The organism is Enterococcus sp. DIV0174 (assembly GCF_050529065.1).
Classification (GTDB): Bacteria; Bacillota; Bacilli; order Lactobacillales; family Enterococcaceae; genus Enterococcus_B; species Enterococcus_B thailandicus.
In genome coordinates this window covers 1,143,659-1,170,027 of record NZ_CP172881.1, presented here as the reverse complement: position 1 = coordinate 1,170,027, position 26,369 = coordinate 1,143,659, and the positions used below count along the sequence as shown (strand labels likewise).

General features: G+C 37.4%; 21 protein-coding genes. 3 read left to right on the top strand and 18 right to left on the bottom strand.

The genetic code is table 11. The annotated features are described in order from the left end of the window. Window positions 1–72 precede the first annotated feature (72 nt). From IGJ93_RS05650 to IGJ93_RS05635, 4 genes are read right to left on the bottom strand one after another with little or no spacing between them, the layout of a single operon-like run. On the bottom strand, window positions 73–1,350 hold the full coding sequence (locus tag IGJ93_RS05650) for an ABC transporter substrate-binding protein (protein WP_071868458.1): 1,278 nt from the start codon (window positions 1,348–1,350) through the stop codon (window positions 73–75). Between the two features lie 36 nt (window positions 1,351–1,386). Continuing rightward, a complete protein-coding gene (locus IGJ93_RS05645) occupies window positions 1,387–2,520 on the bottom strand; it encodes a glycoside hydrolase family 88 protein (protein ID WP_075491048.1) in 1,134 nt (377 codons plus the stop codon). Further along, window positions 2,508–4,322 carry a DUF2264 domain-containing protein gene (locus IGJ93_RS05640; RefSeq protein ID WP_075491046.1) on the bottom strand — a complete coding sequence of 605 codons (1,815 nt, stop codon included), beginning with the start codon at window positions 4,320–4,322 and terminating at the stop codon, window positions 2,508–2,510. The genes IGJ93_RS05645 and IGJ93_RS05640 overlap by 13 nt, the downstream gene beginning before the upstream one ends. Window positions 4,323–4,326: 4 nt before the next feature. Beyond that, complete coding sequence (locus tag IGJ93_RS05635; RefSeq protein ID WP_095803558.1) at window positions 4,327–4,668, bottom strand: hypothetical protein; 342 nt, start codon at window positions 4,666–4,668, stop codon at window positions 4,327–4,329. Between the two features lie 205 nt (window positions 4,669–4,873). On the opposite strand from IGJ93_RS05635, the gene IGJ93_RS05630 reads away from it, so the two are divergent. Then, complete coding sequence (locus IGJ93_RS05630) at window positions 4,874–5,953, top strand: LacI family DNA-binding transcriptional regulator (RefSeq protein WP_067481733.1); 1,080 nt, start codon at window positions 4,874–4,876, stop codon at window positions 5,951–5,953. A 160-nt stretch (window positions 5,954–6,113) separates the two neighbouring features. Here the strand turns inward: IGJ93_RS05630 and IGJ93_RS05625 are convergent, their stop codons facing one another. The 3 genes from IGJ93_RS05625 to IGJ93_RS05615 all read right to left on the bottom strand — a co-directional run bounded on the left by IGJ93_RS05625 (window position 6,114) and on the right by IGJ93_RS05615 (window position 10,815). Continuing rightward, window positions 6,114–7,787 (bottom strand): hypothetical protein, encoded by a 1,674-nt coding sequence (locus IGJ93_RS05625; RefSeq protein WP_430597028.1) that lies wholly within the window; start codon window positions 7,785–7,787, stop codon window positions 6,114–6,116. 2 nt (window positions 7,788–7,789) lie between these two features. Continuing rightward, a complete protein-coding gene (locus IGJ93_RS05620; RefSeq protein ID WP_067481729.1) occupies window positions 7,790–8,638 on the bottom strand; it encodes a hypothetical protein in 849 nt (282 codons plus the stop codon). A gap of 170 nt (window positions 8,639–8,808) precedes the next feature. Beyond that, window positions 8,809–10,815 carry a beta-galactosidase gene (locus IGJ93_RS05615; RefSeq protein ID WP_430597027.1) on the bottom strand — a complete coding sequence of 669 codons (2,007 nt, stop codon included), beginning with the start codon at window positions 10,813–10,815 and terminating at the stop codon, window positions 8,809–8,811. Between the two features lie 111 nt (window positions 10,816–10,926). Between IGJ93_RS05615 and IGJ93_RS05610 the strand changes: the two genes are divergently transcribed. Both IGJ93_RS05610 and IGJ93_RS05605 read left to right on the top strand, forming a co-directional pair. Next, complete coding sequence (locus tag IGJ93_RS05610; protein ID WP_430597026.1) at window positions 10,927–11,610, top strand: AraC family transcriptional regulator; 684 nt, start codon at window positions 10,927–10,929, stop codon at window positions 11,608–11,610. Then, window positions 11,597–11,725 carry a helix-turn-helix domain-containing protein gene (locus tag IGJ93_RS05605; protein WP_430597047.1) on the top strand — a complete coding sequence of 43 codons (129 nt, stop codon included), beginning with the start codon at window positions 11,597–11,599 and terminating at the stop codon, window positions 11,723–11,725. Before IGJ93_RS05610 ends, IGJ93_RS05605 begins: the two co-directional genes overlap by 14 nt. 180 nt (window positions 11,726–11,905) lie before the next feature. Here IGJ93_RS05605 and IGJ93_RS05600 read toward each other — a convergent pair whose 3' ends face one another. From IGJ93_RS05600 to IGJ93_RS05550, 11 genes are all read right to left on the bottom strand, one after another. Further along, window positions 11,906–12,034, bottom strand: a complete 129-nt coding sequence (locus IGJ93_RS05600; protein ID WP_067481724.1) for a hypothetical protein — start codon at window positions 12,032–12,034, stop codon at window positions 11,906–11,908. 115 nt (window positions 12,035–12,149) lie between these two features. Continuing rightward, a complete protein-coding gene (locus IGJ93_RS05595; RefSeq protein ID WP_269446956.1) occupies window positions 12,150–12,278 on the bottom strand; it encodes a hypothetical protein in 129 nt (42 codons plus the stop codon). A 222-nt stretch (window positions 12,279–12,500) separates the two neighbouring features. Then, the gene (locus IGJ93_RS05590; RefSeq protein ID WP_430597025.1) at window positions 12,501–14,123 is read right to left on the bottom strand and encodes a glycoside hydrolase family 13 protein; all 1,623 of its coding nucleotides are present in this window, start codon (window positions 14,121–14,123) and stop codon (window positions 12,501–12,503) included. Between the two features lie 9 nt (window positions 14,124–14,132). After that, window positions 14,133–17,300, bottom strand: coding sequence for a TIM-barrel domain-containing protein (locus tag IGJ93_RS05585; RefSeq protein ID WP_285700843.1), 3,168 nt, complete (start codon window positions 17,298–17,300; stop codon window positions 14,133–14,135). Between the two features lie 57 nt (window positions 17,301–17,357). Beyond that, the gene (locus tag IGJ93_RS05580; protein ID WP_067484414.1) at window positions 17,358–18,602 is read right to left on the bottom strand and encodes an ABC transporter substrate-binding protein; all 1,245 of its coding nucleotides are present in this window, start codon (window positions 18,600–18,602) and stop codon (window positions 17,358–17,360) included. 17 nt (window positions 18,603–18,619) lie between these two features. Continuing rightward, on the bottom strand, window positions 18,620–19,444 hold the full coding sequence (locus IGJ93_RS05575) for a carbohydrate ABC transporter permease (protein WP_067484411.1): 825 nt from the start codon (window positions 19,442–19,444) through the stop codon (window positions 18,620–18,622). Beyond that, window positions 19,441–20,313, bottom strand: a complete 873-nt coding sequence (locus tag IGJ93_RS05570; protein ID WP_067484408.1) for a carbohydrate ABC transporter permease — start codon at window positions 20,311–20,313, stop codon at window positions 19,441–19,443. Before IGJ93_RS05570 ends, IGJ93_RS05575 begins: the two co-directional genes overlap by 4 nt. Before the next feature lie 14 nt (window positions 20,314–20,327). Continuing rightward, window positions 20,328–22,595 carry a TIM-barrel domain-containing protein gene (locus tag IGJ93_RS05565; protein WP_284590541.1) on the bottom strand — a complete coding sequence of 756 codons (2,268 nt, stop codon included), beginning with the start codon at window positions 22,593–22,595 and terminating at the stop codon, window positions 20,328–20,330. Continuing rightward, a complete protein-coding gene (locus tag IGJ93_RS05560; protein WP_067484404.1) occupies window positions 22,579–23,610 on the bottom strand; it encodes a LacI family DNA-binding transcriptional regulator in 1,032 nt (343 codons plus the stop codon). The genes IGJ93_RS05565 and IGJ93_RS05560 overlap by 17 nt, the downstream gene beginning before the upstream one ends. 222 nt (window positions 23,611–23,832) lie before the next feature. Then, a complete protein-coding gene (gene rlmD, locus IGJ93_RS05555) occupies window positions 23,833–25,206 on the bottom strand; it encodes a 23S rRNA (uracil(1939)-C(5))-methyltransferase RlmD (RefSeq protein WP_376715573.1) in 1,374 nt (457 codons plus the stop codon). A gap of 117 nt (window positions 25,207–25,323) precedes the next feature. Further along, the gene (locus tag IGJ93_RS05550) at window positions 25,324–26,367 is read right to left on the bottom strand and encodes a diacylglycerol kinase (RefSeq protein WP_067484400.1); all 1,044 of its coding nucleotides are present in this window, start codon (window positions 26,365–26,367) and stop codon (window positions 25,324–25,326) included. Window positions 26,368–26,369 lie beyond the last annotated feature (2 nt).

Sequence of the window (26,369 nt, the reverse complement as noted above, 5' to 3'; positions counted from 1 at the left end):
CCTTTCCCCCTTTTTATCTAAGAGATGCGCCATTTTTGACGCATCTCTGTTTTCAGTTATCAAATGAAGCCTTTATTCAACTTCTTGTTCGACACGTTTTTTCATTTCCCCAACCGCTTTTTCTGGTGTAACATCTCCAACTAGGATCAATTCATGTTCTTCTTGAAGAATTTTATCAATGGCTGGTCCATTTTCATCAATTGGGAATTCAATTGCGATTTTTTCTGGATCGAATGCTTTTTGAGAAACTTCATCTGTTGGCATTCCTTCACGACCAAAGTATAATTTATTGATTTCGTCTGTTCGATAAGAAGGAACAACACCTACGCCCGCAAGGATTTCAGCGCCTTCTTCTCCGGAACAAAAATCAAGGAATTTTTGTGCTAATTCTTGTTGTTTTGAATTTTTGTTGATGGCAAAAGCAGTTGGTGAACCAAATGTTTTGATTGCTTTTCCTTTTTCTTTTTGTGGAATCTCAGCAATGCCCCATTCAACGTTTGTTTTTCCTTCATCAAGATTTGTTAACAATGCGCCCATATACCAAGTACCCATATACATCATGGCAGCTTTTTCGTTTTCAAATTGTGACTGATAAGTGACGTTTGTTGATTTTGCAGTACCAAAATCCATCTGTGCTTTTTCATCTTGCATACGCAACATCCGTTTGTAATCATCGACTAAAAATTTATAATCTGGTTTTGCTAAGTTTTTATCATTTTGAGCAGCTGAGATTGCTTGCAAAGTTGAGCGCCAAGTATGCTGATAAGCACCATAAATTTGTTCATCTGGTTTCGATAATTGTTTTGCAAGTGCTTCATATTCTTCCCAGGTTAAGTTGTTCGGATATTCAAGACCTGCTTCGTCAAACATTTTCTTGTTATAGTAAAGTACCCAAAAGTCTGTACGATAAGGTTGCGCATAATTTTTCCCATCAATCTCATACATTTCATAGCTTTCCTTCGCAGGTTCCGTTTCTAGTCCATCAATATGATCTGTCAAATCAACTAATTGGTCACGTAAAGCGTAAGTCGAGTACGAAAGTAGATTTTTCATCGTTAAAATATCCGTTGTATCCCCACTAGAAAGCATTGTTGTCAATTTCGTATCATAATCATCTGATGCAATATCAACTGCTTCGACTTTGACTCCAGGATTCTTTTCTTCAAATGCACGAAACAATTTATTGAACTCTGGCGTTGTATCATAATTCCAAGTTGTGACTGTCAAAGTTGTATCGCCTGAATCACCACCATTTTTTGCGCTAGCTTTGTCGCCACCACCACAAGCAGCCAACAAACCTAAAGTTCCTAGTAACACACCAGCAGTGATTCCTTTTTTCCATCGCTTCATTTTATTTCCTCCATTTTTATAATAAAAATATTTTTATTACCAAACACTGTACCAACTTTTTGCCAACCGAGTTAGCGCTTCCAAATAATAGTAATCGCCCCAAATCATACATTCATTAACCCCTTTATTGGAGTTCTTATCATAAACACCTTCGAGTAACAGGCCATTTGAGCGTTCACTCTTTTTACTTGTGTACTTTTGGGCTAAAGCTTGCATGATTTTGATTGCTACCGCTTCGTATTCTTCATGCTTTGGATCAGATAAAGGTAATTGTTTAGCTAATTCCAGCAGCCCGCAAACAGCAATCGCCGCTGCGGAGCTATCTCTTTCTTGCCCACTACCATCATTGAATAATAAATCCCAATAAGCGACTTGATCTTTTGGTAACTGGCTAATAAAATAGTCAGCGACCGCTTTCGCTGTTTCTAAAAATTGATAATCGCCGGTGTGATTGTAGCTTAGCGTAAAGCCATAAATTCCCCAAGCCTGTCCTCTCGCCCAACAAGAATCATCGGAGTAACCTTGTTGCGTTTTGCCTTCAATTGGTTCACCTGTTTTCACATCAAAATAGTAGGTGTGAAACGTCGTATTGTTTGGCCGAACGATATATTTTTGTGTTTGCTTCGCATGTGCATAAGCTGCTTTTTTGTAGGATTCATCTCCTGTTTGCTCAGAAGCAAAATACAGTAAAGGTAAGTTCATTAAGCAATCAATAATCATTCGTCCACGTTGCGCTGGGTCATTAAGGTTTCCCCAAGCTTGAATGATTTGAGCAGTTGGAGAATAGCGTTCCATCAATAAATCTGCAGCTTGAATTGCCAGTTTTTTTGATGCCTCATGTTTGTTGACTTGATAATCCGCTACGGCAGATAAACTGTATAAAAAACCAATGTCATGGGTTTCTAACTCAATTTTATTTTCTAATCGATGCTTGAACGAAGCCATTTGTTTTTCAATCGTGGCATCAAATTCCGTGGCGTTCGTCAGCTCTTTTGCCAAAAACAACATGCCAACCCAAAAACTGGCTGTCCAATCGATATTTTCTTCTTCAGGATAGACCAATCCTTCACTTGCTGCTGGTGGAACTGTTTCTTGAAACGTTTTGAGATTTTCGCGAACTTTGTTGACAGCAAACTCGATTTCTTCTTGCAACCACTCTAATTTTTCCATGCTTTCCTCCTAGTGCCTAAAGCTACTTCGATTCTTTTTTCATTTTGTTGGACTTTTACTTGCTCATTACTGATTTCAATTGTTGGTTTTTCCATTTGCTCTTCCGGTAGCAAACCGGCAACAAGTGAAACTAAAACTGTTTTTCCTGGCGAAATGTTTGCTACTACATGTGGAAGTGCCGTTCGTGGATAAAATAAATTCGTATTCGGCTCGGTTCTGACAATAGCAGCCTCTTCAAATCCCAAAAGCCCTTCAATTCGCGAAAGCCCAATCGGTGAAGCTACCTCTGCTACTCCCCCTTCTGCCACTGGAAGCTCACTCGTGTAGGGTGCGCTAAATCCGCCATCATAAGCTCTTAATGCTTCTTTAGTCTCAATTTCATGAATACGAACATGACACGTTTCTAACGGAACAATGGTTGAAACAATGGACACATCACTCCATGGATTCCATTCATGAACAATTCGATCAGGCAAAATAGCAAAATGAGTATCCAAACCTTTCGACCTGAAATAATGACCATCTTTTGCCAACGCTAACACATTGTCGTAAGCACCTTCGTAATACCAATAATCTTGCTTAGGCACACTAAAACCAAATACTGTTGAATAAACGAACTTACTATATTTAGCATGTGGATGATTTTGGAATTGAACAAATTGTCCCGCAGGAAAAGCTTGAAGATGTGTTAACTCTCGATTGTATTGATAAAAGTTTTTACTTTCTGGAACAGCTAAAAAGCGTTCGTCAATCGTAAGTGGTTGTTCTTGTGCTTGCCAATAAGGATGATCAGCTGGGACAGCTAATAACAAGAAACTTTTCAATGCCCAATAAGGCGAGCCAAATCCGTTATAACCTTCGGCAAAAATAAGATTTTCATAATGATAGCCAACCGTTAATAATCCATCTGTTGAAAAAATTTCTTGTGCCCACCAGTTTTTCATGTGGCGATTAATCAATCCTTTGATTTCTCCCCACGGCAACGCCTCCACATCCGCAAACACTAACGCACTAAAGAAAGAAACTTGCGCAAATCGATACGTCAAGCTTCGACCAAATGGGATAGCTTCTCCTTTTGCATCAAACCAATGCTTGAATGTTTGGGCAAAAAAGGTTGCACGCTCTTTGATTACTGCTACACGTTCAGGATCTTCTTCTGCCATAAAGCGAGCATAAACTAAACTATAGTAATGAATGGCAAACGAAATATAATAATCAAATTGTGTTTCTTCTCCATCACAGTACCAGCCATTTTTCTGATAAAATTCTTCCACAACCATAAAATCGCTTTCAATTTGTTGTTGCGAGTATGACATGTTGCACTTTTTCATCGCAACATTGACTAAAATCCGAAAAAAGTGCCAATTATTTCGAGGGATTTCTCGTTCATTTACCTGAATCAACCATTGATGCAGATTTGCTTGCTCTTTCTCTGTTAATTGATCCCACGTTTTTTCTTTATTCAATAATAAAAATAAACTCAATGATGCCATTTCAACAATCAACTGGTCATAATCAGTAACTGTTCCCCAATAAAATGGACTGTCAGGATTTGTGCCTGCTGTGATTCCTTGAAGGTATTCTGCTAACAAAACGTTCTCTTCTGCAGAAGTCAAAAACGGACCCAATCCCCAAAGTGGTCGAAGGAAGGCTTCGACTTCTCGAGTTGATTCAGTATAAACTGTTCCATGACTGCCTAGTTTTAATCGTCCTAAATTTTTTTTACTAAAAAATGGTTCTAATGGTTCAACTAATGCTACAAATTGATTACTTATTTCTTCTTTTGTTAAAAAAGAATCCATACTTTTACTCCTTTTCAATGATGATTCCTTTGATAAAACCGTAATACTCACCATATACGGTCACTTGATCGCCAATTGAGATTGTTTCTTTCTGTTCATTAAATATTTGATAGTTGCTTGAACCACTTCTCAAAATAAAACGATCTCCTTGCAAAATGGTTTTGCCTCCATCTGAGCGAATGATTTTTCCCTCTAATTGAATGAACGCATGCAAAGGAACTTCTGTATTTTGCAACTCTTGTTCGGTATAGCGCTTTGCTTTTTGCCTAAGTTCACGCGTCACTTCATTTGTAAATTGATTGTTCTGCGCGGTTTCTTGACTCCCTCCACAACCTGAAAAGACCACGATAAGTACTAAAATGTGGAGAAAGGTTAAAAATTTTCCTATCTTTTTACCTCCTTTATCTCATCAAAGCTATTATTTTACTAAATTTTACCTTTTATAACTAAAAATTTCAATAGTTTTTTTGGTAAAAAAAAGAAAACTTTTTCTTGTGTTTCTTTTTCGAATCTTATACTATAAATAAAGACAATCAATTAGGAGGGAACACATGGCTACGATTACTGATATCGCAAAAGAAGCTGGGGTTTCGATCTCAACTGTTTCACGCGTATTGAATTATGATGCAACTCTCTCCGCTACTGAAGAAACGAAGAGAAAAATTTTTGAAGTTGCAGAGAAATTGAATTACACAAAATATAAAAAGAAAAATCAAGCAAAAGCAGCCGCTCAGCGAAACGTTTTGCATGAAGAGTTAGAAGGCTCAGCTGGTTCTATCGGATTTATTACTTGGCGTTCAAATGACGAGGAACTCGAAGACATTTATTACCTATCAATCCGTATGAGTGCAGAAAAAAAAGCAGTTGAATTAGGTTACAATGTCGTGAACTTTTCACCAACGGATTTGAGTAATATTCAAAATGTTGACGGCGTTTTAGCCATCGGAAAATTTACAAAAGAAAAAATTGATGAACTAAACGAGTTAGCTGCTAATCTTTGCGTTATTGGAACAAATTTTCCGCTATCAGAATATGACTGCATCAATACGGATTTCACACAAGCAACAGAAATTGCAATCAATCATCTGCTTGAATTAGGCCATAAAAAAATTGCATTTATTGGAGCAGAAGAAAGTCAAAATCTTCATGGCTATTGTCAGTACAAGACGCCTACTACCCTCACTTACTTAAGTATGATGAAACATTATGGCTTATTTGATGCGTCTTACTTTATCGTGCAGGAAAATAGCCAATTGAATGTGAAAAATAGTGAAGAATTAACCAAACAAGCTTTGCAAAGCTGGGGGACCGACCTACCAACAGCAATCTTGGCTGCCAATGATGCCTTTGCAATTGGAATCATTCATACGCTAACGGCGCAAAACATTTCTGTACCAGATGATATTAGTGTTATGGGCATCAACGATATTTCTATTTCGCGCTATATCACTCCACCACTTTCTACTGTCAAAGCCTACACCGAAGAAATGGGCGAGGTCGGCATCAGCACATTGCATGAACGAATCTTGACACCCACAATCGCCAAACGAATCTTTTTGGGTACTGAATTAGTCGTTCGAGGATCAACCGCTGCACCTAAAATAAATGAAAAGAGTCAAGAAATTAAATAGAGCAAAAAAAGTTGGGACAAAAGTTGCCTAAATAAAAAAGCCTAAAATTCGTTTTTGAAAACGTTGATTTTAGGCTTTTTTAATTGAAAAATGGATTAAAGACAGTTGAATTTTTAGTTTTATCCCACTCTCTTTTGCGTTTTTTTCTAAAGGAATCTTGCTAGTGGACTAACTTCATTTTGACTACCACTTCTGCTTCCATTGAAATAGTATACGTTGTCTGAATCAAGGTTGCCTGACAAGTGTTTCCTTCATGGTCGTGGTACATTTTTTTCAGACAGTCAATTTTTTTTACTTCCTCCCCAAAAATCAATTCACAGGTCTGGCGTCCTTTGATGCTGACTGTTTGACCGTTCCTTTCAACTGGATATGTCGTAACAAAACTTTCAATGATTTTATTTCCAGCTTTTTTCATCCTGAAATAATCACGTAATTCCAACGTGCTTTCTTCTGGAATCAACACTAAACTTCGCTGAAATTGTTTCAGATTTGCGCTTGGCTCATAAGTCTTCGTCAAATCAAGTGAAAAGCGTTTTCCTTTTGGCGTATCAATAAATTTGGTTGCTGTGGCTGCCACTGCACCAGCTTGTTGGCAGCAATCGTTAATGATTGGCAAGGAATGACCTGATGCATTATTTACCAAATACTGGTAGCGCTTTTCTTCATCAAAGTAATCTTTCGTATACTCTCCCGCCCCTAGATCCGTTAAAAATAATTCATTTGGTGTTCCAAAAATAAAGTGCCCCAAGTCGATGTGATTATGGCTTTCCTCGTTGTGTCCTCCTTTGGCAGCGAAGAATAAGTCTTGAGCTTCTGATTCAAAAATGCCCCATTCCACATCTGAAAAATAATGCATAATAGTTGGTCGCTCAACTTCCGTTTTTTCCGTCCAAATCAAATTACGATAAAGTTGTGCAAACCGATAGCAATGATCGAAATCAATCTCATTCACCTTTACTACATCAGGTATTGGTACTTGAAATACCTGATGGCAAAAACTAAGTAAACCACTAGGCAACTCAGTAAAATTGTAGTCTGAAAATGGCAAGGCTTGTTGATTTTTTCGAACGACATAATACGGAAATGCAGCTATTTCTTTGACTTTTGGCAAATTCAAATAGGTTTCGTCCCCTAACATATCTGCTAGTTTTTCCGCAAAATAAAGGTAATAACCAAATCCATAACTCCAATACCCCACACCTTCTTCACACGCACCATCCAACGCAAAACCTTTTAGATAAGACTGTAAACTATGGTCTACTTTTTGAAGGATTGCTCCTTGCCTCACACTGTTTTTTTCCAGTAAAGATAGAGCAGCCATCCCAATGCATCCACCAATGACGCCGCTCCAATTGTTCTTTTTCTCTTCCCATTCCCAATGATTTTCTTCAAATGGTCGGAATAGTCGTTGGTCGATTTCTTCTCTGATTCTATTTTGTGTCAGTAAAGTAAATTCTGCACCCATTAATTCCATAATTTCGGCTAAGGTTTGGGCTGTTTCGGCAGTAAACAAGTCAATCCACCAAACGGATGATTGCTTAAACGGATTTTTTTCCACTGGTAAATGCGCGGGCAACGCCCAGGTATATTCATTACAGATTTCCCAAATCACTTGCTCCAGTAACTTCTTCGTTTCCTGCTCATGAGTAGTCATATATGCCAGTGCCAAAATCGCCAACTGTCTCCTTCTGGCAAAATAAGCAGTTTCAAAGACTAGTCGATTGCCGGTTTCCAAGTAGGAGACATATCCATCAAATGGCAAAGGTGTAATGGTCGCTGTTGCCACATAAGCCTTCGCTTCTTTTTGGATACTTTGTAAATAGGTCTCAATCATTTTTAATTCTCCTCAATATTCACGTTTCGACCAAAGCACTCAATCTGAGTTAATGCTGGAAAAGGTGAATCGTCATCTGCTTGAATTAGTTCTTCAAAAGTGACCGTTGTGACTCGTCGTTGGTTGAATTCAAACGTCTGTGGTCTCGCTGTCTTTGTTGTCTGAAAAACTTCTTTTGTCCCATCAGAAAAGCATAAAGAAACCTGCGTCCAATAACTATCATGAGGAAAATCAGCTCGCCAAGTAAAAACTACTTTATCCAACTCCACCTCGCGCCCAAATAAAATGGTCAATGCCGCATCTTGTTGTTGATTGATGCCCCAAGATTGAAAAGGATACGAACCATGTGAGTGATTGGCGTAAATACCATCAATCGCATTGCACGCAAAAAATGTTGCGTCGTTTCTCGTTTCGACATTTGCCTCAGCGTGGGGATAACTTCCGGTAAATACCTTTTGATCATGTGGATTCAATGCCAGATTTTGATACATAGTTATTTCTTCAGCAGTCGCTACTCGGGCACTCAGATAATGACTTTCTCCAGCAAAACGCTCTTTAGGACGCGCTGCTAGCACGTTAGGCAGAAATGAAATTGGATAGCTCCAGCTATTTCCTGATAAATAAATAAGTGAAGTAGCTAATGTTTCATCTAGCTTAACCATTAAATAGGTTTCTGGTTGATCCGCTTGAACCACAATTTGGTCACCTTCCTGATACTTAAAATTTCTCATTGCAAGGTGAACGAGATTTTCCGCTGAATCGGTTAAAGGCATCTCTTTTCGTTCTTCACCGCGTGCTGCTGTGCGAAGTTCGCCTGCTTTGTTTTGGATGGCAATTGTTAGTTTTGTCATTATGTTCTGCTCCCATCTAGCTCATTCTTAGCTACTATTTTAGCTACTATTTAGCTATTATTTTATTAGCTATTATTTTAGTTATCACTTTATTTAATTATTACCTTACTTAACTGTTATCTTAGTTACTATTCTTGGTTACTATTCATTCAACCCATTCAATTAATAAGTTATTGTGACTCTTTCACTATCAAGACTTCATATGCCTTTACAAGATACTCTGCTACTAGAGATGTTTGCTTTAACAAGTCTTTTTGACCGATAAATTTTGTTGGTAATTTTTGTGATTGATCTGACAAATTAATGATAAAATAAAATTTTTGCCTTCCTTTTTCACGATAAGTGATTTCCAACGCCGTTTCTTCAGCAACAACTGGTTCAACCTTGGCACTTGCACAAGCCTCATTTAACACTTTGGCTAGTGAATTCGTATCTAACTGTGTACCAAGATAATAAGTTTGTCCTTTTCCAAAGGAACACTTTGTAGCAAACGGTTGTCCTGCATAAAAATTATCCGTGTAACTTCCCAGACTTTCAGCTGTTTCTAGATGTAACAAATCACTCACTAAGGTTGCCGTTCCAGTTTCGCCATCTGCAAATTGAATTTGATTCGATTGTTCAGGAGCTAAAGCATCCAGCTCTTCCACCCAAATACCTGTTAGCTTCCGCAACGGCCCAGGATATCCACCCAGTAAAACGTTATCCGACTGGTCAACAATTCCACTCATAAAAGTCGTCACGAAGGTTCCACCTGCACGAACAAAGTCTTCAATTCGCGAAACGATCTCTCCTTTTATCATGTAGAGTACTGGTGCTAAAATGAGTTCGTACTTTGAAATATCACGGTCAATTGGAATCAAATCAACCGGAATATTTTGCTGATAAAAATAAGCATAGACTTGCTGAATCTGCTCAACATATTTCAAATTTTGATTCGGCCCGCTTGTATATTCCAACGCCCAATAATTATCCCAATCAAATAAGATGGCTACTTTCGCTGGACACGTTGCTTCTACCAGCAAATCTCCAAGTGATTCCAACTCATTCCCTAGTTCTGCCACTTCTCTAAAAACTCGTGTATTCGTTGTTCCAGCGTGTTCAATCACTGCCCCATGGAGCTTTTCACACCCGCCAATGCTTCGACGTAACTGAAAATATTGAATTGTGTCTGCACCGTGTGCAATCGCTTGATAACTCTGAGCGCGCAACTCTCCCGGTTTTTTCAATGAATTATACGGTTGCCAATTTTGCTGACTTGGTGTTTGTTCCATAAGCATAAACGACTGATCTTTCAATCCTCGCATCAAATCATGACCAAGTGCTACTGAACTCCAAGGGGTATTATAGGCAGGATAATTATCCCAAGAAACAAGATCCATTTCTTTTGCCCATTTGAAATAATCTAACCCTTTATAAGTACCCATCAAATTCGTTGTTACTGGTGTTTCTTGATCAAATTGTCGAATGGCTTCACGCTCTGCTTTAAAATTAGCCAATAAACTATCTGAATTAAAACGCATATAATCAACCGACAAACCCGCAAAAGCAGTCTCTTCCTCATTCATTGCATCACCTAAACAATTGGGCACCACAATTTCATCCCAGTCATAAACACTATGTCCCCAAAAATTTAAATTCCAAGCAGTATTTAAAGCTTCGATTGTTTGATACTTTTTCTTTAGCCAAATCCGAAAAGCCTTCTCGCAATTTTCACAATAGCAAATTCCCCCATATTCATTATTGATATGCCAAACAGCTAATTGAGGTACGTCGCTGTATCTCTCTGCCAGTTTACCTGCTAATCGCGTTGAAAAGTGCTGATAGACAAGACTATTCGGACAAGCATTATGACGTTGTCCAAAGCGATGGCGGCGTCCTTCAAAATCGACCCGACCAACTTCCGGATATTCTTTATATAACCAAGCTGGCAATGCTGCAGTTGACGTTCCTAGAACGATTTCAATATTTTCTTTCGCCAATTGATTCATGATTTCATCTAATTGTTCAAAATCATAAACATCTTTACTTGGTTGGATTTTCGCCCATGAAAACACATTGATTGTCGCAGAATTGATCTTTGCAGACTTAAAGATTTCCATGTCCTCGAGCCAAATTTTTTTCTCCCACTGCTCAGGGTTATAATCACCACCATAGAATATTCGTTTTATTTTTTTCATTAATGACTGCCTCCTTTTCCTTCTCATATCCATTGTAAGCGTCATCACAAATCAAATGTATAATATGTTAAACTAAAAAATATAAGATTCCGAAACAAGGAGGTATTCATTTTGACCATTTATTTCAATTTGTCGATTCGACAATTACCCATTAGCATCGAAAGTATTGGAACCAATTGGCAGCAAGTAAGTTTGCAACGCACACAAGGACATCCTTTATACCATTGGTTACAAACAGAAACTGGGGCTGGAGAAATCTGGATTGAAAAACAAAAATTGACATTAGCAGCAGGCGAAGGCGTATTGATTTCCCCTTTTGTCCCCCATGCTTACTATCCACTAACTGATGATTGGCAAACGAATTTCGTCACTTTTGATGGGCACTTAAAAAATCATTTAGATCTGTTAGTCGGAAACGAACAGTTTCTTTTAGCAAAAGACACCGAGAAGTTTCAGTTCTCCACCCAAATTGAAAAAATGATTGCTGCTTTTGAAGCGAACACCGATCACTTGGCTCTTTCAGTTTTGTGTTATCAGTTTTTACTCCAATTGAGTCAACCACAAGAGAACATGCAGATTGATGAATTATATCAAAAGTATGTTCTTCCAAGTCTCAATGAGATTCAAGCAAATTACGCACAGCATCTAACAATCGATCAAATCGCCCAAAAACAATTCATCACCCCTCAATACTTTAGTCGCCTTTTTAAAAAATTCATGGGTAAAAGTCCTTATCAGTACTTGATAGACTTTCGCATTCGTCAGGCAAAAAAACTTCCTAATCAATCAACCTGATCTATCGATTCAACTCGTCGGCGAACGAGTTGGTTTTGATTCTACTAGTCAATTTATTAACACGTTTAAAAAGAAAACAGGCTATACACCTAAAAATTTTCGCAAATTTTATTAGGAACGTTCAAAAAAATTTGGACTCAATGAGTCGTATCGAGAAGTAAGAAAATTCTTGGGCGAGTACTCCGCCAATTTTGAGCGTATTCTACTTGCTTTTTAAAGAAATAAGTTTTCAATCTGTTTATACAAAAAAGGAGTTATGACAATTAAGTTGTCATAACTCCTTTTCATTTACCAATTACTTATTAAAGATTTTTGGTCCTTTACGCATATTTCGGCGATCATTTTTAGGTGTATCTTTTTGTTCTGATCTACCTCCGCCTTGTTTCTTTTTAATCAATTCTAACATTTTTTCTTTTGAATTCATTTTAATTCCACCTTTATTTATCCTGCAACAGCAGCAACTTTCTCCTTGTTTAATATACAACAAAAAGCAAGTAAAATCATTCTTTTTTTCGGCGTGGCTAAAAAAGAAGTACAAATCAGTCAACTACGCGTGCTGTTGACGGACCACAATAACTTACAACTGCCTTCAAGAACGAGCAATCTCCTGCTAATTTTTGGTTCTTAGCGAAGAATCCTTGTCTCCCCACAATGATTGCAAAAGACATTCTTGAGTAATAACTCTTGACGGACTTTCGGAATTTTTGTCCATTCTTTTTTACCTTGAACTGACATCAACTACGCCTCCTTCTATTTTTCAGCTTATTTTGTTAGGTTAATTTGCTGTGTGTAGAGGCTTTTGACTTTTTGTTTCGTGCGTAAAATGTTTGTGACTGACTAAAGTCATGAAAAAATCTCTTTGGGAAATCCCAAAGAGATACTCTTTTTTATTATAGTCGTACAGCAAAAGCTTCGTAAGGTCGTAAGTTGATCTCTCCGGTTAATGATTCACTTGTTAGCTCATAATTAGCAACGAGCACTTCTTTTGCTGGAGTCGGCATTCTGAACTCATTCAACTCTTCACTAATATTCGTAACAACTAACCATTTTTCAGCGCCCAATTCACGCGTATAGGCAAAAACTTTTTCTGGTGTGTCTTCCAATAATCGATACGCACCCCAAACAACGATTTCATTTTGTTTGCGTAGCTCAATCAATTTTTGATAGGTATAAAAAATCGAACTCGAATCTGTTAATGCTTGTTCCACATTGATCACTTGATAGTTTGGATTCACATGTAACCATGGTGTTCCTGTAGTGAACCCACCGTTTAGACTGTCGTCCCACTGCATGGGGGTACGTGCGTTATCTCGTCCTTTTGTATTGATTGACCGAATAATTTCTTCTTTGGTATAGCCTTTTTCAATTCGTTCATGATACATATTGATGGTTTCAATGTCTTCTGCTTCTGAAATGTCAGAAATCGGATAATTCGTCATTCCAATTTCTTCTCCTTGATAAATATACGGCGTCCCTTTCATCATGTGCAAAAGAATCGCAAACATTTTGGCACTCTCTACTCGATACTGTTGGTCGTTTCCCCATCTTGAAACGATTCGCGGCAAATCATGGTTATTCCAAAATAAACTATTCCATCCTTCGTTTCCTAAAGAAGTTTGCCATTTTGACAATACTTCCTTCAACTTGGTTAAATCTAATGGTGCTAAATCCCATTTTTCTTTTCCTACTTGTTGGTCTAAGCCAACATGTTCAAATTGGAAAACCATAGATAGTTCATTTCGCTTTGGATCAGAATATCGCTTCGCAATTTCTGGCGTGGCACCCCATGTTTCGCCAACCGTTAAGAGATCTTTTCCACCAAACGTTTCAGTATTCATTTCCTGTAAATATTCATGAAGTCTTGGTCCATTTCCTGTAATTTCTTGATCTGGAAGTTTGCCTATCAAGTCAATCACGTCCATTCGGAATCCGCCGACGCCTTTTTCAATCCAAAAATTCATCATGTCATAGACTTCTTGACGAACTTTTTCATTTTCCCAGTTTAAATCCGGTTGTTTTTTACTAAATAAATGCAAGAAATATTGTCCTGATGCCTCATCAAATTCCCAAGCAGAACCACTAAAAGTAGAACGCAGCTCATTAGGCACCTGACCGGCAACAGGGTCACGCCAAATGTAGTAATCACGATAAGGATTTTCTGGACTCTTGCGTGCTTCAACAAACCAAGCATGTTCATCTGAGGTATGATTGACTACCAAATCCATAATGATTCGGATATTTCTCTTTCTTCCTTCTGCAATCAATTCTTCCATATCCGTCATCGTGCCAAACTCACTCATGATTTCTTCGTAATTACTGATGTCGTACCCATTATCGTCGTTCGGTGATTGATAAACAGGTGAAAGCCAGATAGCATCAATCCCTAAATTTTCTAAATAATCTAATCGCCGAATGATTCCTTGTAAATCGCCAATTCCATCTCCATTTGTATCTTGAAAACTACGTGGATAAATTTGATAAACGACTGAATTTTGCCACCATTTCTTTTTCATGATTTCCTCCTATAGACAAATTAATTCAATATCCATTGGCATTTCTTTATTTATCGTTACTTTTTGGTTAATCTTACTCACTTGCAAATCAAAAGTATTACCTAGATGATCTGTAATTGTCTGATTAAAATCTGTTGTAGCAGTAACTAGTAATGTTGCATTGGTATAGTTAGACAAATCATTTCCAATTGACTCACCAATTCTTTTTGACTCACCTAAATTTAGTAAAATGACTGAATTTTCTTTCACGTAAACTGGAATTTGATTCATTTCCGCATGAACAATAATCGTCTGTCCGCCTGCTACTTTTTCTTTTGTCCAGAAATCAATCCATGTTCCTCGAGGGAATGTCACTTGCCTTGAAGTTGCACTTTCTGTAACAATTGGTGCAATCAATAGCGATTCTCCAAACATGAACTGATCATAGCAATCTTCAAAATTTTCTAATGGATAGTCAATTTGCATCGCTCGCATCAATGGCACTTTATTGGTGACTGATTTGACGGCTTGGTCATAAATATACGGAAGTAAATTCATTCGTGTATTCGCAAAGAAACGATACACTTCAATCACTTCTGGTGTATTGGTTCGCTCCGCAATATTCCACGGTGTGCGATCTTGATTGTACTCCCCCTTACTTTCTGCATGATATTGCATAATTGGGCAGAACGCTGCCATTGAAGAAGAACGCATAAACAACTCCGCCGTGGGAATATCTCCATTGAATCCCGCTAAATCCCAGCCCCAAAAAATGACACCTGACATCCCAGAATTGATTCCTGCAATCAATTGTCGCTTAAACGCATCAAAAGTTGAACGTTCATCTCCCGCCCAATGTGCCGGATAAGCGTGCGCACCTGTATAGCCAGAGCGACTAAAAGTAATTCCTTGGTTTTGTTGCGCAAAATCATAATAAGCTTTGATGTATTCTTTAGGATAGCGATTGCGCATTTGACTTCCTGTACGACCATCGGCAAAAACAAGATCAGAACCATAAACCATTTCGCCGCCATCTGTTTTGAAACCATCTACACCAATGTCAATCAGGTACTGACGTTTTTCAAACCACCAACGTTTCGCCTCCTCATTCGTAAAATCCAATAATAAGCTATCTGTAAACCAATTTTCTGGAATCCGATAAGGTGAACCATCTGCATTTTTGACAACATATCCCTTTTCAATCATATATGCCTCGTCTTGATCTTTTAGGGGATGTTTTTGCTGATTCAAATATTTTTCAATTGGTATTTGCCAAAGAATAAATTTCAGACCATTTTTATGACAATCTTCAATCAATCGTTTCGGATCTGGCCACCTTCCCCACGCAGGAAATGTTAACTGATCATATGAATAACTTTGTTCTGGAGGAAGTAATGGGTACTGTGCATCATTAAACATATAATAGGTTGTTTCATCACTCCACTGTTCTAAAACGATTACGGTTGCAGGAATGTCATACCTAGTCGTTTGCTCAAGTTCATTTCGAACCACGCTCTCCCGATCCCAATTATTGCTAGACATCCACGGGCCTAGTGCCCAACTAGGAACCATGACCGGTTCTCCAGTGCAAGTCATATATTGTGCAATCATTTCTTTCATTTCACCATGTAGCAAATGGATTTCCGCTAGGTTTTCTTCTTCACTTGTTTCAACATAAATTGTTATTTCTTTTGGGTCATTCTTTTTTAAATCAAATCGAGTATAAGAATCTGTTGCGAAATATAACCCATAACCGTCATTGGTGAAATAATAAGGCATCGGCATATAGGTTCGAGTTCCTTGATCTCGATATTGATTGTAAACAAAACAATCGATTTCATTCCCTAATTGGTTGATTGAATTATAACGTTCGCCAAAACCATAATATAAGTTAGCCTGGTCTTGCAGACGTAGCGTTACCCCCTTTGCTCCCTTTCCAGCTAGTTCATGCAAAGTCAAACAATTTTCAGAAAAATAAAAAGGCAATTTTTCTTTTTCGTTCGGTAAACAAATCGTATTTTTATCATTAATACTGGCAAAGCAATCCTTCAATTGAACTGAATCCAACTGTGGTTCTATTTGACTTAATGTCAACTTATCCTCTTGTAATTTTAAGAATAAAGACTGTTCCATATTCTTCGTTAGATAAACATTTTCATTTTTGTTTGAACCAATAAACTCGATTTTATTGAATCCCCAATGTTTTTGGATTATTAATTCATAACGATCAGAGGTTTCTACTTGATGATTTTCTGCAGTAAAGAAATAGCTGCCACCAGAATAAGTTTCAGGAATCTGGACATGTGCTTGATAAATTCGCAGCGTGTCATTAATTAGTGTACAAACAATTTTTTCGGCAAGCCCTTCAATCGTTAAAAAGATTTGAGTAACATTTTTACTATTTACTTGAACATCAAACGTACACGTTTCTCCCACTGTTGGGTAATGTGGGGTGCGCTCGTAAGGTAATTTTTCATACACATTTCCATTTCCTAAAGGCTTATGAATAAAGGGACTGGTTGATAAACTTTCTTTTTTCTGTCGAAGATAGGTGTCCAATAAGTCTACAAATACTTCATTTTTGTCCGTTTGTTCCTTTGCGTGCATCAAATAGTTTTCAGCCTTCACAAAATCATACTTTTCAGTAAAATAAATACCTAGTAAAGCTGCCTCATCTTTCGACCACGTCGTTTTACGGGAAACCAATTCCTCCATTCCAGCTACCATAATCAAATCTTCTGGCGCAAAAAGGCCAAATGGCAAGACGCTCAGTACTAAATCAACAGCAGGAGTTGCTTGTTTCACTGACGAGATCAGCGTTCCACGACGAATCAAGTGATCAAATATATAATCACGTATTTCAGTTATTTCTTTTTGTAAATCATTCTGGTGATATTTATTTTTGACTTCTGACAAGGTAATATAGTAAATAGCTAAATTAGATGTGTAATTGTCACTCTCTTCACCAAAAACATTTGTCACTTCTTTTGCCCAGTCTTGCTGAATTCGTTTAACAATTCCAAAATCAGTATCATTAAGATGTACTTCTGCTTTCATTTTTACCCACACTGTCGCAGCTGCAATCGGTAACTTTTCTTGTTCGCCACTTAAATCAGCGATTGCTTTCAAATTAGCTGACTGATTTAGTACATCCGTGTAATGCGTTAAAATTTGAGCGAATTTTGGCTCTAGCTCCATGAATAATCCCTCTCCTACTCTTGATATCAGTAGTTTTCTTTTTCAAAATTTGTTTACTTATTGGAATTCTGTTTGCAATTTATCCAGCGCTTCTTTAGCAGATTCTTCCCCTAATAGCACTTTTTGAAACTCTTTATCTGCGCTATCGCTAACTTTACTCCAATCCGCATCTACTGGCGGTAAAATTAGATAATCCAATGAATCAAACACAGCTTGACGATTTTCAGGTGGTGTCTGTTCTAGATAAGGTGCCAAAATCTTGTCATCAGTAATCGCCGGAAGCTCCCAACCATTATCAATGCGAATTTTTGCAGTTTCCGGACTTGCACTCATAAAACGAGTAAATTTATATGCCGCTTCTGCGTGTTTTGAATCTTTAGAAACTGCCAAACCATTCGCAAAGAAATGTGTTGCCTTTTGAGTATTCCCTGCTTCAACTTGAATATCCCAATCAAAATCTGCATCCTTGAATTGACCAAACATCCAAATACCTGTGTGTACCATCGCTAATTGGCCATTTAAAAATAGATCTTCTGAATTTTGACCTGACATTTCTTCTGGTGAAGGAGAAATTTTTTCTTGAACAACATTATTAACCATGTGTTCTAATGCTTCGACATTTTTAGAATCATTCAAGGTCCAGTTTCCATTTTCATCTTTTAATTTGCCACCGTTTTGTGCAGCAACTTTATAAAATTCGTTCATTGTCACTGGTGAATAAGTACCATAGATATTTCCTTTACTATTCGTTAATTTTTTTGCAGCTGCAACTTCGTCTTGCCATGTCCACTCTTTTGTTGGATAGCTGACATCAGCTTCATCGAACAGTTCCTTGTTATAGAAAGTAACAACGTTAGAAAAACTTTCTACCATTCCGTATTGCTTTCCATCGTACTTGTATGCCTCAAAAGCCTCTTTATTTAAATCATTTGCATCAAATTCCGTATCTTTTTTGATGTAATCATCTAAATTTAATAGCGCACCTTTTTCAGCATAAGAAACAAAATTTTCATAATTTAATTCAAAAACATCTGGTGTCTGGTCCCCTGCCATCAGTGTCTGTAACTTTGTAAAGTAATCCTTATAGGGGATTAACTCGACATCAACCTTTATTTCTTCATTTTCTTTCTCAAATTCAGAAACCATTTCATTGAGCTGGTCTTCATAATCAGGCGTTGCCGAGAAACTATAATACTTGATGACAGTTTCTTTCTCACTTGACGAACTGCTCCCACTGCCACAAGCACTTAAAAATAAAGCTGTGATTACTGCTACTCCTGTCAATAAAACTTTTTTATTCATTTTATCTCCCCCAAATTTTATTCTTTCATTCCACTCATGGTCATCCCCTGAATGAAGTATTTCTGAGCAAATAAGTACACTGCCAAAATTGGTATCACGCTAATGACCACACCAGCCATGACTAGGTTCCAATTCGTGCTCCAACGACCTTGCAACAACGATAATCCTAACGGCAAAGTCGCCATCTCACGACTGCTTGTCACAATCAATGGCCATAAATAATTGTTCCAAGATTGCATAAACGTAAAAATAAAAAGTGTTGCAATCGTCGGCTTAACAAGTGGCAAATCAACTTTCATAAAGACCGTCCAATGATTTGCACCATCCATAAAGGCTGCTTCCTCCAGTTCAGTTGGAATTGTCAAAAATGCTTGTCGCATCAAGAAAACACCAAACACACCAAAAATATTTGGTAAAATCAATCCTTGATAGCTATCAATCCAGCCCAAATTTTTCAACAAAATAAATTGTGGAATCATGATTACTTGAGAAGGAATCATCATTGTGCTCAAATAAAGCAAAAACAACAGGTTTCTCCCTTTAAATCGCATACGCGCAAACGCATAAGCTGCCATTGATGCCACTACAATCGTACCAATCGTTGTCAATAATGAAACGATGATTGAATTTTTCATAAACGTTAGCATCGGAAACCGTTCGATTACTTGTTGGTAATTTTGTAGTTGTGGATTGCTAGGCAAAAACTCAGGTGGAAAGACCATCGTTGCCCCGCGCTCCTTTAATGAAGTTGAAACCATCCACAAAAAGGGTAAGATCATAACGATACATCCTAGCAAAATAATGCTATATTTTAGAATCATCCATACATTGACTTTTTTCATCTTGTCATCCTCCTTTCTCCCCACATTTGACCGATTGACACGACTAGGATAATTAAAAAGAGTACCCAAGACATCGCTGCTGCATACCCCATTTCTGAGTATTTAAAAGCTGAATTGTAAATATTTTGTACTAAGACCGTCGTCGCTTCACCTGGTCCACCTTCTGTCATGATATTTACTTGATCAAATACTTGAAATGAATTGATTAATGAGATCATCGAAACGAAAAAAGTAGTTGGTTTCAACATAGGTAATGTGATTTTCCAAAATTGATGCCAATGATCTGCCCCGTCGATATCTGCCGCTTCATATAATGATGGCGAAATGTTTTGCAAACCTCCTAAATAAAGCACCATGATAAACCCGATATCCTTCCACACGCTGGTAATGATAATTGCTAACATAGCTGTTTTCGGATCATTTAACCAATTAGGACCTTGTACACTTAGCAATGACAAAAAATAATTAATCAAACCAAATTTGGGATTAAACAACCATTTCCAAACTAAGGATACAGCCACCCATGAAGTAACAACTGGCAAAAAATAGATACCACGAAATACCGCTTTCATTTTCAGTTTGCTATTCAACAATAATGCTACCATCAAACCAATAATCATGACTGAAGGAAGATAGCCCAGAATGAAGAGAAAAGTATTCTTTAAAGAATTCCAAAATTTCGGATCATGGAGCAAATTTTGATAATTTTTTAATCCTACAAATTTCATTGGATTAATTAAATCCCAGTCCGTAAAACTCACCCCTAATGAATAAAAGACTGGATAAATAATAAAAAGCAAAAATCCAATCAAACTGGGTAATAAGAATAAACAAATCCAAAAGAGGTTATTTTTCTTTGAACCAATCATTTTTCATTTCCTCCTTAACTTTCTTCAATATAGAAGACTTCAAATAACATTTCTGTTAGCCATTCATCTTTAAAGTGTTTAACAGTTGCTAACCTCTTCATCAGTTCTTGCTTCTGAGATAGATACGTCCAAAGTTGATTTTTTAATTCGTATGAGATAGCCGGCCGATCAATTCGTTCAAACAATAAATCAGTGACCTCTTGCTTCACGATTTCCCTAACTGGTAGCTGAAGCTGATCAATTATTTCTGCATGAAAAATATTGTTGATTAGTTTGGAACCATCTTCATTTTCTACACAATATAAAGAGATTTGATTCTGCCGTTTTTCAGGTAAAATCGAAGTATCTCCACTGGTACTAATTGAAACGAGTTTTCTTTTCCAATCTAATGAAAGTACAGTGATACAGCGTTTTCCATTCAAATCTTCGATCATTTCGTAACAATTACTGTCACCTGGAAAAATTTTCCATTCAATTTTCTCTGGTAAACAATCAGGTTTTGTTTCCATCACATTTGGATCTGTTGGAATAATTCCACCCGCTTTAGCAAACACAGCCAGTTCATTCACTTGGCGAAAGATACTCAATTCTGCTTGTCCTGCATACCGATTTCCTGTATAAAAGTCGTACCATTTTCCTTCAGGCAACCAAATTTCTTCCTTAGCAAATTGATAATCAGGATTCATTTGATGCACAATTGGTACAACTAAGAGTTCTTGACCAAATAGATAGTTATTTTGATAAAGATATGCTTCATTTTCTTCGGGGTAGCTATAATATAGGGGCTGGATCAATGCCTCACCTTTTTCACTCGTTTCAACATTCGCTGTGTACAAATAGGGAAGTAAACGATGACGTTCTCTAAGGGTTTCCTTCATCGCTACTTGGATTTCTCCAGAGAAATTCCATGGTTCTTTGCTATTAAATGGGCTTGATGAACTATGCAAACGATTAATCGGACTAAACGTACCAAATTGCATCCAACGTAGTGTCAACTCATCATCCCGACTCCCCCCCATATGTCCACCAATATCGTGACTCCACCAGGTATACCCAATATTAGTAGCTGTTGCTGTAAAATATGGCTGAAATTGTAATGAGGCCCAACTAATGATAGAATCTCCTGAAAAACCAATTGGATATCGATGACTGCCTGGTCCCGCATAGCGGGAAAGTATCAGTCCCTCTTTTCTTTGGGAAAGATCTTCAAAATGATATTGATTTAACAGCCAAAGTGGATCTAGTCCTTCTTCTTTACTTTTCTCACCTTGTTGCCAATCAATCCACCAAAAATCAACACCTTGTTCTTCCAAGGGATGATGCACATCTTCAAAATAGCCTTTTACAAATGTTTCATTCGTCAGATCAAACTCTGCTGGCTCTTCAAGTAAAACGTTTAACTTCATTCGTTTAGAAATAGCTGGATAAGCATCCTCAAACGCACGTATTCCATCAGATGGGTGAACATTTAACGAAACTTTTAATCCTCGGTCATGAAGTTCTTGTAAAAATTTATCTGGATTTGGAAAAAGCTCTTTGTTCCATGAATAACCGGTCCAACCACTACCAAAACGTTTTGGAATATCGCGAAGATGCCAATCCATATCGACTACACTCACTGCGAGTGGAACCTGTTCTTCCGTAAACTGATTTATTAATGCTAAATAGGATTCATCTGTGTAAGCCCAGAAGCGACTCCACCAATTTCCTAAAGCATAGCGCGGAACGATTGGTGACGGTCCCGTCAATTGATAAAAATCTTTCAAAGCTTGTTTGTATTGGTGCTGATAACCAAAGAAATAAAGATCGATTCCTCCTGTTTTTCTTGGCTGTAAATTTCCTTTGGCTGTCGCAATGGCTGAATGTGAGTCATCGAGTACAGCGTAGCCTTGTCTAGAGATGATTCCCTCATCTAATTCCGTTGCACCATCTACATTGTCTAATGTTCGTGTCGTCCCTTTTAATGTCTCAATTTTTTCACCGTAGTACCACCGATTGTTAAAATCTGTAAAATTTGATTTCATTTCAATCACCAAGCCACGGCTTGAAAATTTTTGCTTATCATAACGCAGATGAAACGACTCAGTGTACACTTCCACTAGCGATTCTGACTCTACTAAGTCAAACTCAAATTCTGGGAATTCGCGATTCACAACTATTTGTGTATCAGAATCAACAAATTTACCCTCTTCTGAATATTCCATGCGAATTAAGTGAGGTGTCAGTAAAGTAAAGCGATACTTTTCACCAGTTATCATTTGCTTACTAGAAATTTTTACCATGTTCTTTTTTCCTTTCTAGAACAGAATCACGTTGAATCAGTTCTCCCTCAACTAAAATTTTGTTTTCCATTGTTTGCTCTTGTGTCGCGTGCTGCAACATTAAATTAATTTGACGGACTGAAATTCGCCCTTTTTCCTTTTGTCTAAGGTCTACAGTTGAAAGTGACGGATCGAGCAATTTAGCAAAAATATTATTATCAAAGCTTACAAAAGAATGAAACCTAAGTTTTCGTTCACGTAATTGTTGAAGATATTGTGCCGCTAAGTAATCAGAGTTGATGATAAACGCGGTATAGTTGCTGCTCAAGTCAATAAATCGCTCCATTTCTTCTTCGGAAAACAATAATTTTTCATCTGGTCTCAGTTCATACTCAGCTAAAGCATCCATATAACCTAGATATCTTTGTGGAACTACACCATCATCTGTTAGTGAGAAAGTTGGGCTGAAAAATGCAATCTGCCGATGTCCGTGTTCAAGCAATGTTTTCGTAGCCTCATAACTCAATTTTCGATCATCATTGTTAACAAAAAGAATATTTGCACGCTCAAAATCATGATTATAATAACTATCAATGAAAACGATTGGTTTACTGATTTTATTAATCAGCTCTGTAATAATATGCTCAAAAGCTCCGACAACAATAAAGCCATCAAAGTTCCAATTTCGCTGAAGTACATCGATATCCGCTAATTCGTTGAATCCATGGAACATCAAAAACATTCCTTGTTTTTTTGCTTCAAACTCAAGACCAGTCATCAAATCGGAAATAAACGGATCGCCAAAATCAATTTCTTCTTTTGTTGAATAATATAAAATTCCAATCATCTTTGATTCCTGTGCAACTAGAGAACGTGCATTCAGGTTTGGGGCATAATTATATTTCTCCATCAGCTTGTTAATCTCACGTTTTTTCTTTTCTGACACTCGATTTGGTTTATTGTTCATAACATTTGAAACAGTCGCAATACTAACACCTGCCTCTCGTGCAATATCTTTGATCGTTACCTTCTTCATTCTCTCCGCTCCTAATTAAAAAAAGTTAAACGTTTTACTTGTTTTGTCAGAAAGAGAATATCACTATTTCTATCCAATGTCAACGTTTACATTTTTTATTTTTCTTTTATTTTTTGTTTTGATGTGCAATATAAAAACAAAAAAGCGAGGATATTCTTCTAATATTCTCGCCTCTAACAATTTTCCCTAATGATGTTATAAAGCTTTTGGTAAGTCCGGTTGTTATTTTCCTTTTTGTTCTAGCAACGCCACCAACTCCACATGATGCGTCTGCGGAAATAAATCAACAGGTTGCACTTTTGTTGTTTCATAGCCTGCTTCGGCAAACAATTTTGCATCGCGCGCAAAGGTTGCTGGATTACATGAAATATAGACAATTCGAGAAGGGTTCATTTCGATTGCTGACTCAATGAAGCTGCCGTCTAATCCTTTACGTGGCGGGTCAACCATGATGACAGCTGGTTTGATACCTTTATCTTGCCATTTTTTCATTGCCTTTTCAGCTTTGCCCACTTCATAATGTGCATTTTCGATTTTATTAGTTAATGCGTTAAACTGTGCATCTTCAATCGCTTCAGGAATGATTTCCATTCCATAGACTTCAGCAACACGATCAGCTAAGGATAAACCAATAGTACCGATTCCTGAATATGCATCGATTACAACATCTTCTTTGGTTAAGTTCGCAAAATCAATTGCTGTTTGATAAAGATATTCTGCTTGCTGTGTATTGACTTGATAGAAAGACTTAGCAGAAATTCGGAAGGTCTTACCTAAGAGTTGATCCTCAATGTAATCTTTTCCAAATAAAACAACTTCCTTTTTACCAAAGATGACATTTGTTTTCTCTTCATTGATATTTTGAATGACAGAAACAACTTCTGGTAATTCTTCATGAATCACTTTAGCAATTTCTTTTGCTTTGAAGAATTTTTCTTTACGAGTAACTAAAACAACCATCATTTCATGTGAATAATGTCCACGACGAATGACGATATGACGAATTTGTCCTTCGTTTTTGGCTTCGTTATACGCACGAACTTGGAAACGTTCTAAGATATCACGCACAACAACGATTGCTTTATCGATTTCTGGATCTTGAATGTAAAAATCTGTAATGGAAACTAAATCATGGCTGTTTTTCTTATAAAAACCAGTAGCCAAATGACCATCGATTTTACGAACAGGAATCTGTGCTTTATTTCGGTAAGCAACTGGTGAAGCCATCCCCACTACTGGTAGGACAGGCACTTCTGGTAGCTTCGCAATTTTTTCCATCACATTTTCAACTTGGTGTTGTTTGAACACTAATTGTTTTTCATAACTTAAGTGTGCAAGTGGAGCGATTCCTGTACGAATTAATGTTTTGTCTTCAACAGGTTGACGATCTGGTGAAGTCGTTAACCAGTTTTCTACTTTCGCATAGCCAAATTTATTTCCTGCCTTTAAAACAAGAACTTCAACTTCTTCTCCAGGTAACGCATTTTCAATAAACAATGGGTAGCCGTCAATTTTAGCTACACCCATTCCTTCATAGCTTAAATCAATAATTTTTACGGTATAACGTTCATTTTTTTTCACTGTTTGTTCGCTCATTATTTACTCCTTTAACTTCTTACTTGTCTAGTTCTGACTCTACTATAAATCATTGTTTTTCACAACAACTAAAACCGGCACTGACCTAGGTTCCTAGTATCAGTACCGGTTGTCTGTCTATTTTTCCTCGTCAGCGATCTTGCCGTCACCGTCAATATCTTCGTCTGTTAATCGTTCGACTTCTTTTACAAATTCCTTACCAACTTCTTCGAATTCTTCTTCCTCTACACCCGTGATAGCGGCATCAGGAATCTTATCCGTATTCGCAAAAAATTCAATATGTTGATGTAAATTAGAGAAGTGCATCGGTGCATCGCCACCATATTCACCATCTAAATTGATCATCACTGGACGATTTGTATCATCTTCGGTTTCAACATACAATTCGCTTGTCTTTGTATAAATCACACGATGATCTTCGACATGACGTCCGCCATTCAACATCAGCGCTGCAATGTGTAAAATTTCAAAAATATTGGCTGTCTTGACGATAATCAATGAAAATTTTCCATCGTCAAGCTTTGCATCCGGAGCAATTTGCTCAAAGCCACCTACTGAATTCGTTAGCCCTAAGAAAAACATGGACGCATTTCCAATATATTCTCCTTCATCATACTTCAAACGCATTTTGATTGGTTTCACTCGAGGCAACATTTCTGCTCCCTTTGCGAGATAGGCTAAGTAACCAAAAATACTTTTCAATTCAGATGGCACTTCATAAGTTAATTCCGTTAAGTAGCCACCTGCTGCTATATTGATGAAGTAACTGTTTTCGGCATGACCAATATCCATTTTAACCGTCTGATTTTTTTTGATGACTTCGGCAGCTGCCTTGATATTGTCACGAGGAATTTTTAGTGCTCGTGCATAATCATTCGTTGTTCCAGCCGGGATAATCGCCATTTTAGGTCGTTTCTTCAAAGGTGCGATTCCATTAACAACTTCATTGATCGTTCCATCTCCGCCTGCTGCTACAACCAAGTCAAAGCCTAATTTTCCGACTCTCGTTGCTTCATTTTTCGCAGAGTCTTCTTCGGGAGTTGTTGCATAAGCACTTGCTTCATAACCTGCGTCTTCTAGTGCTTGAAGAATATCAGCGAGGTTTTTTTTCAGCAATTCTTTACCTGAAGTTGGATTATAAATGACACGTGCTTTTTTCATGA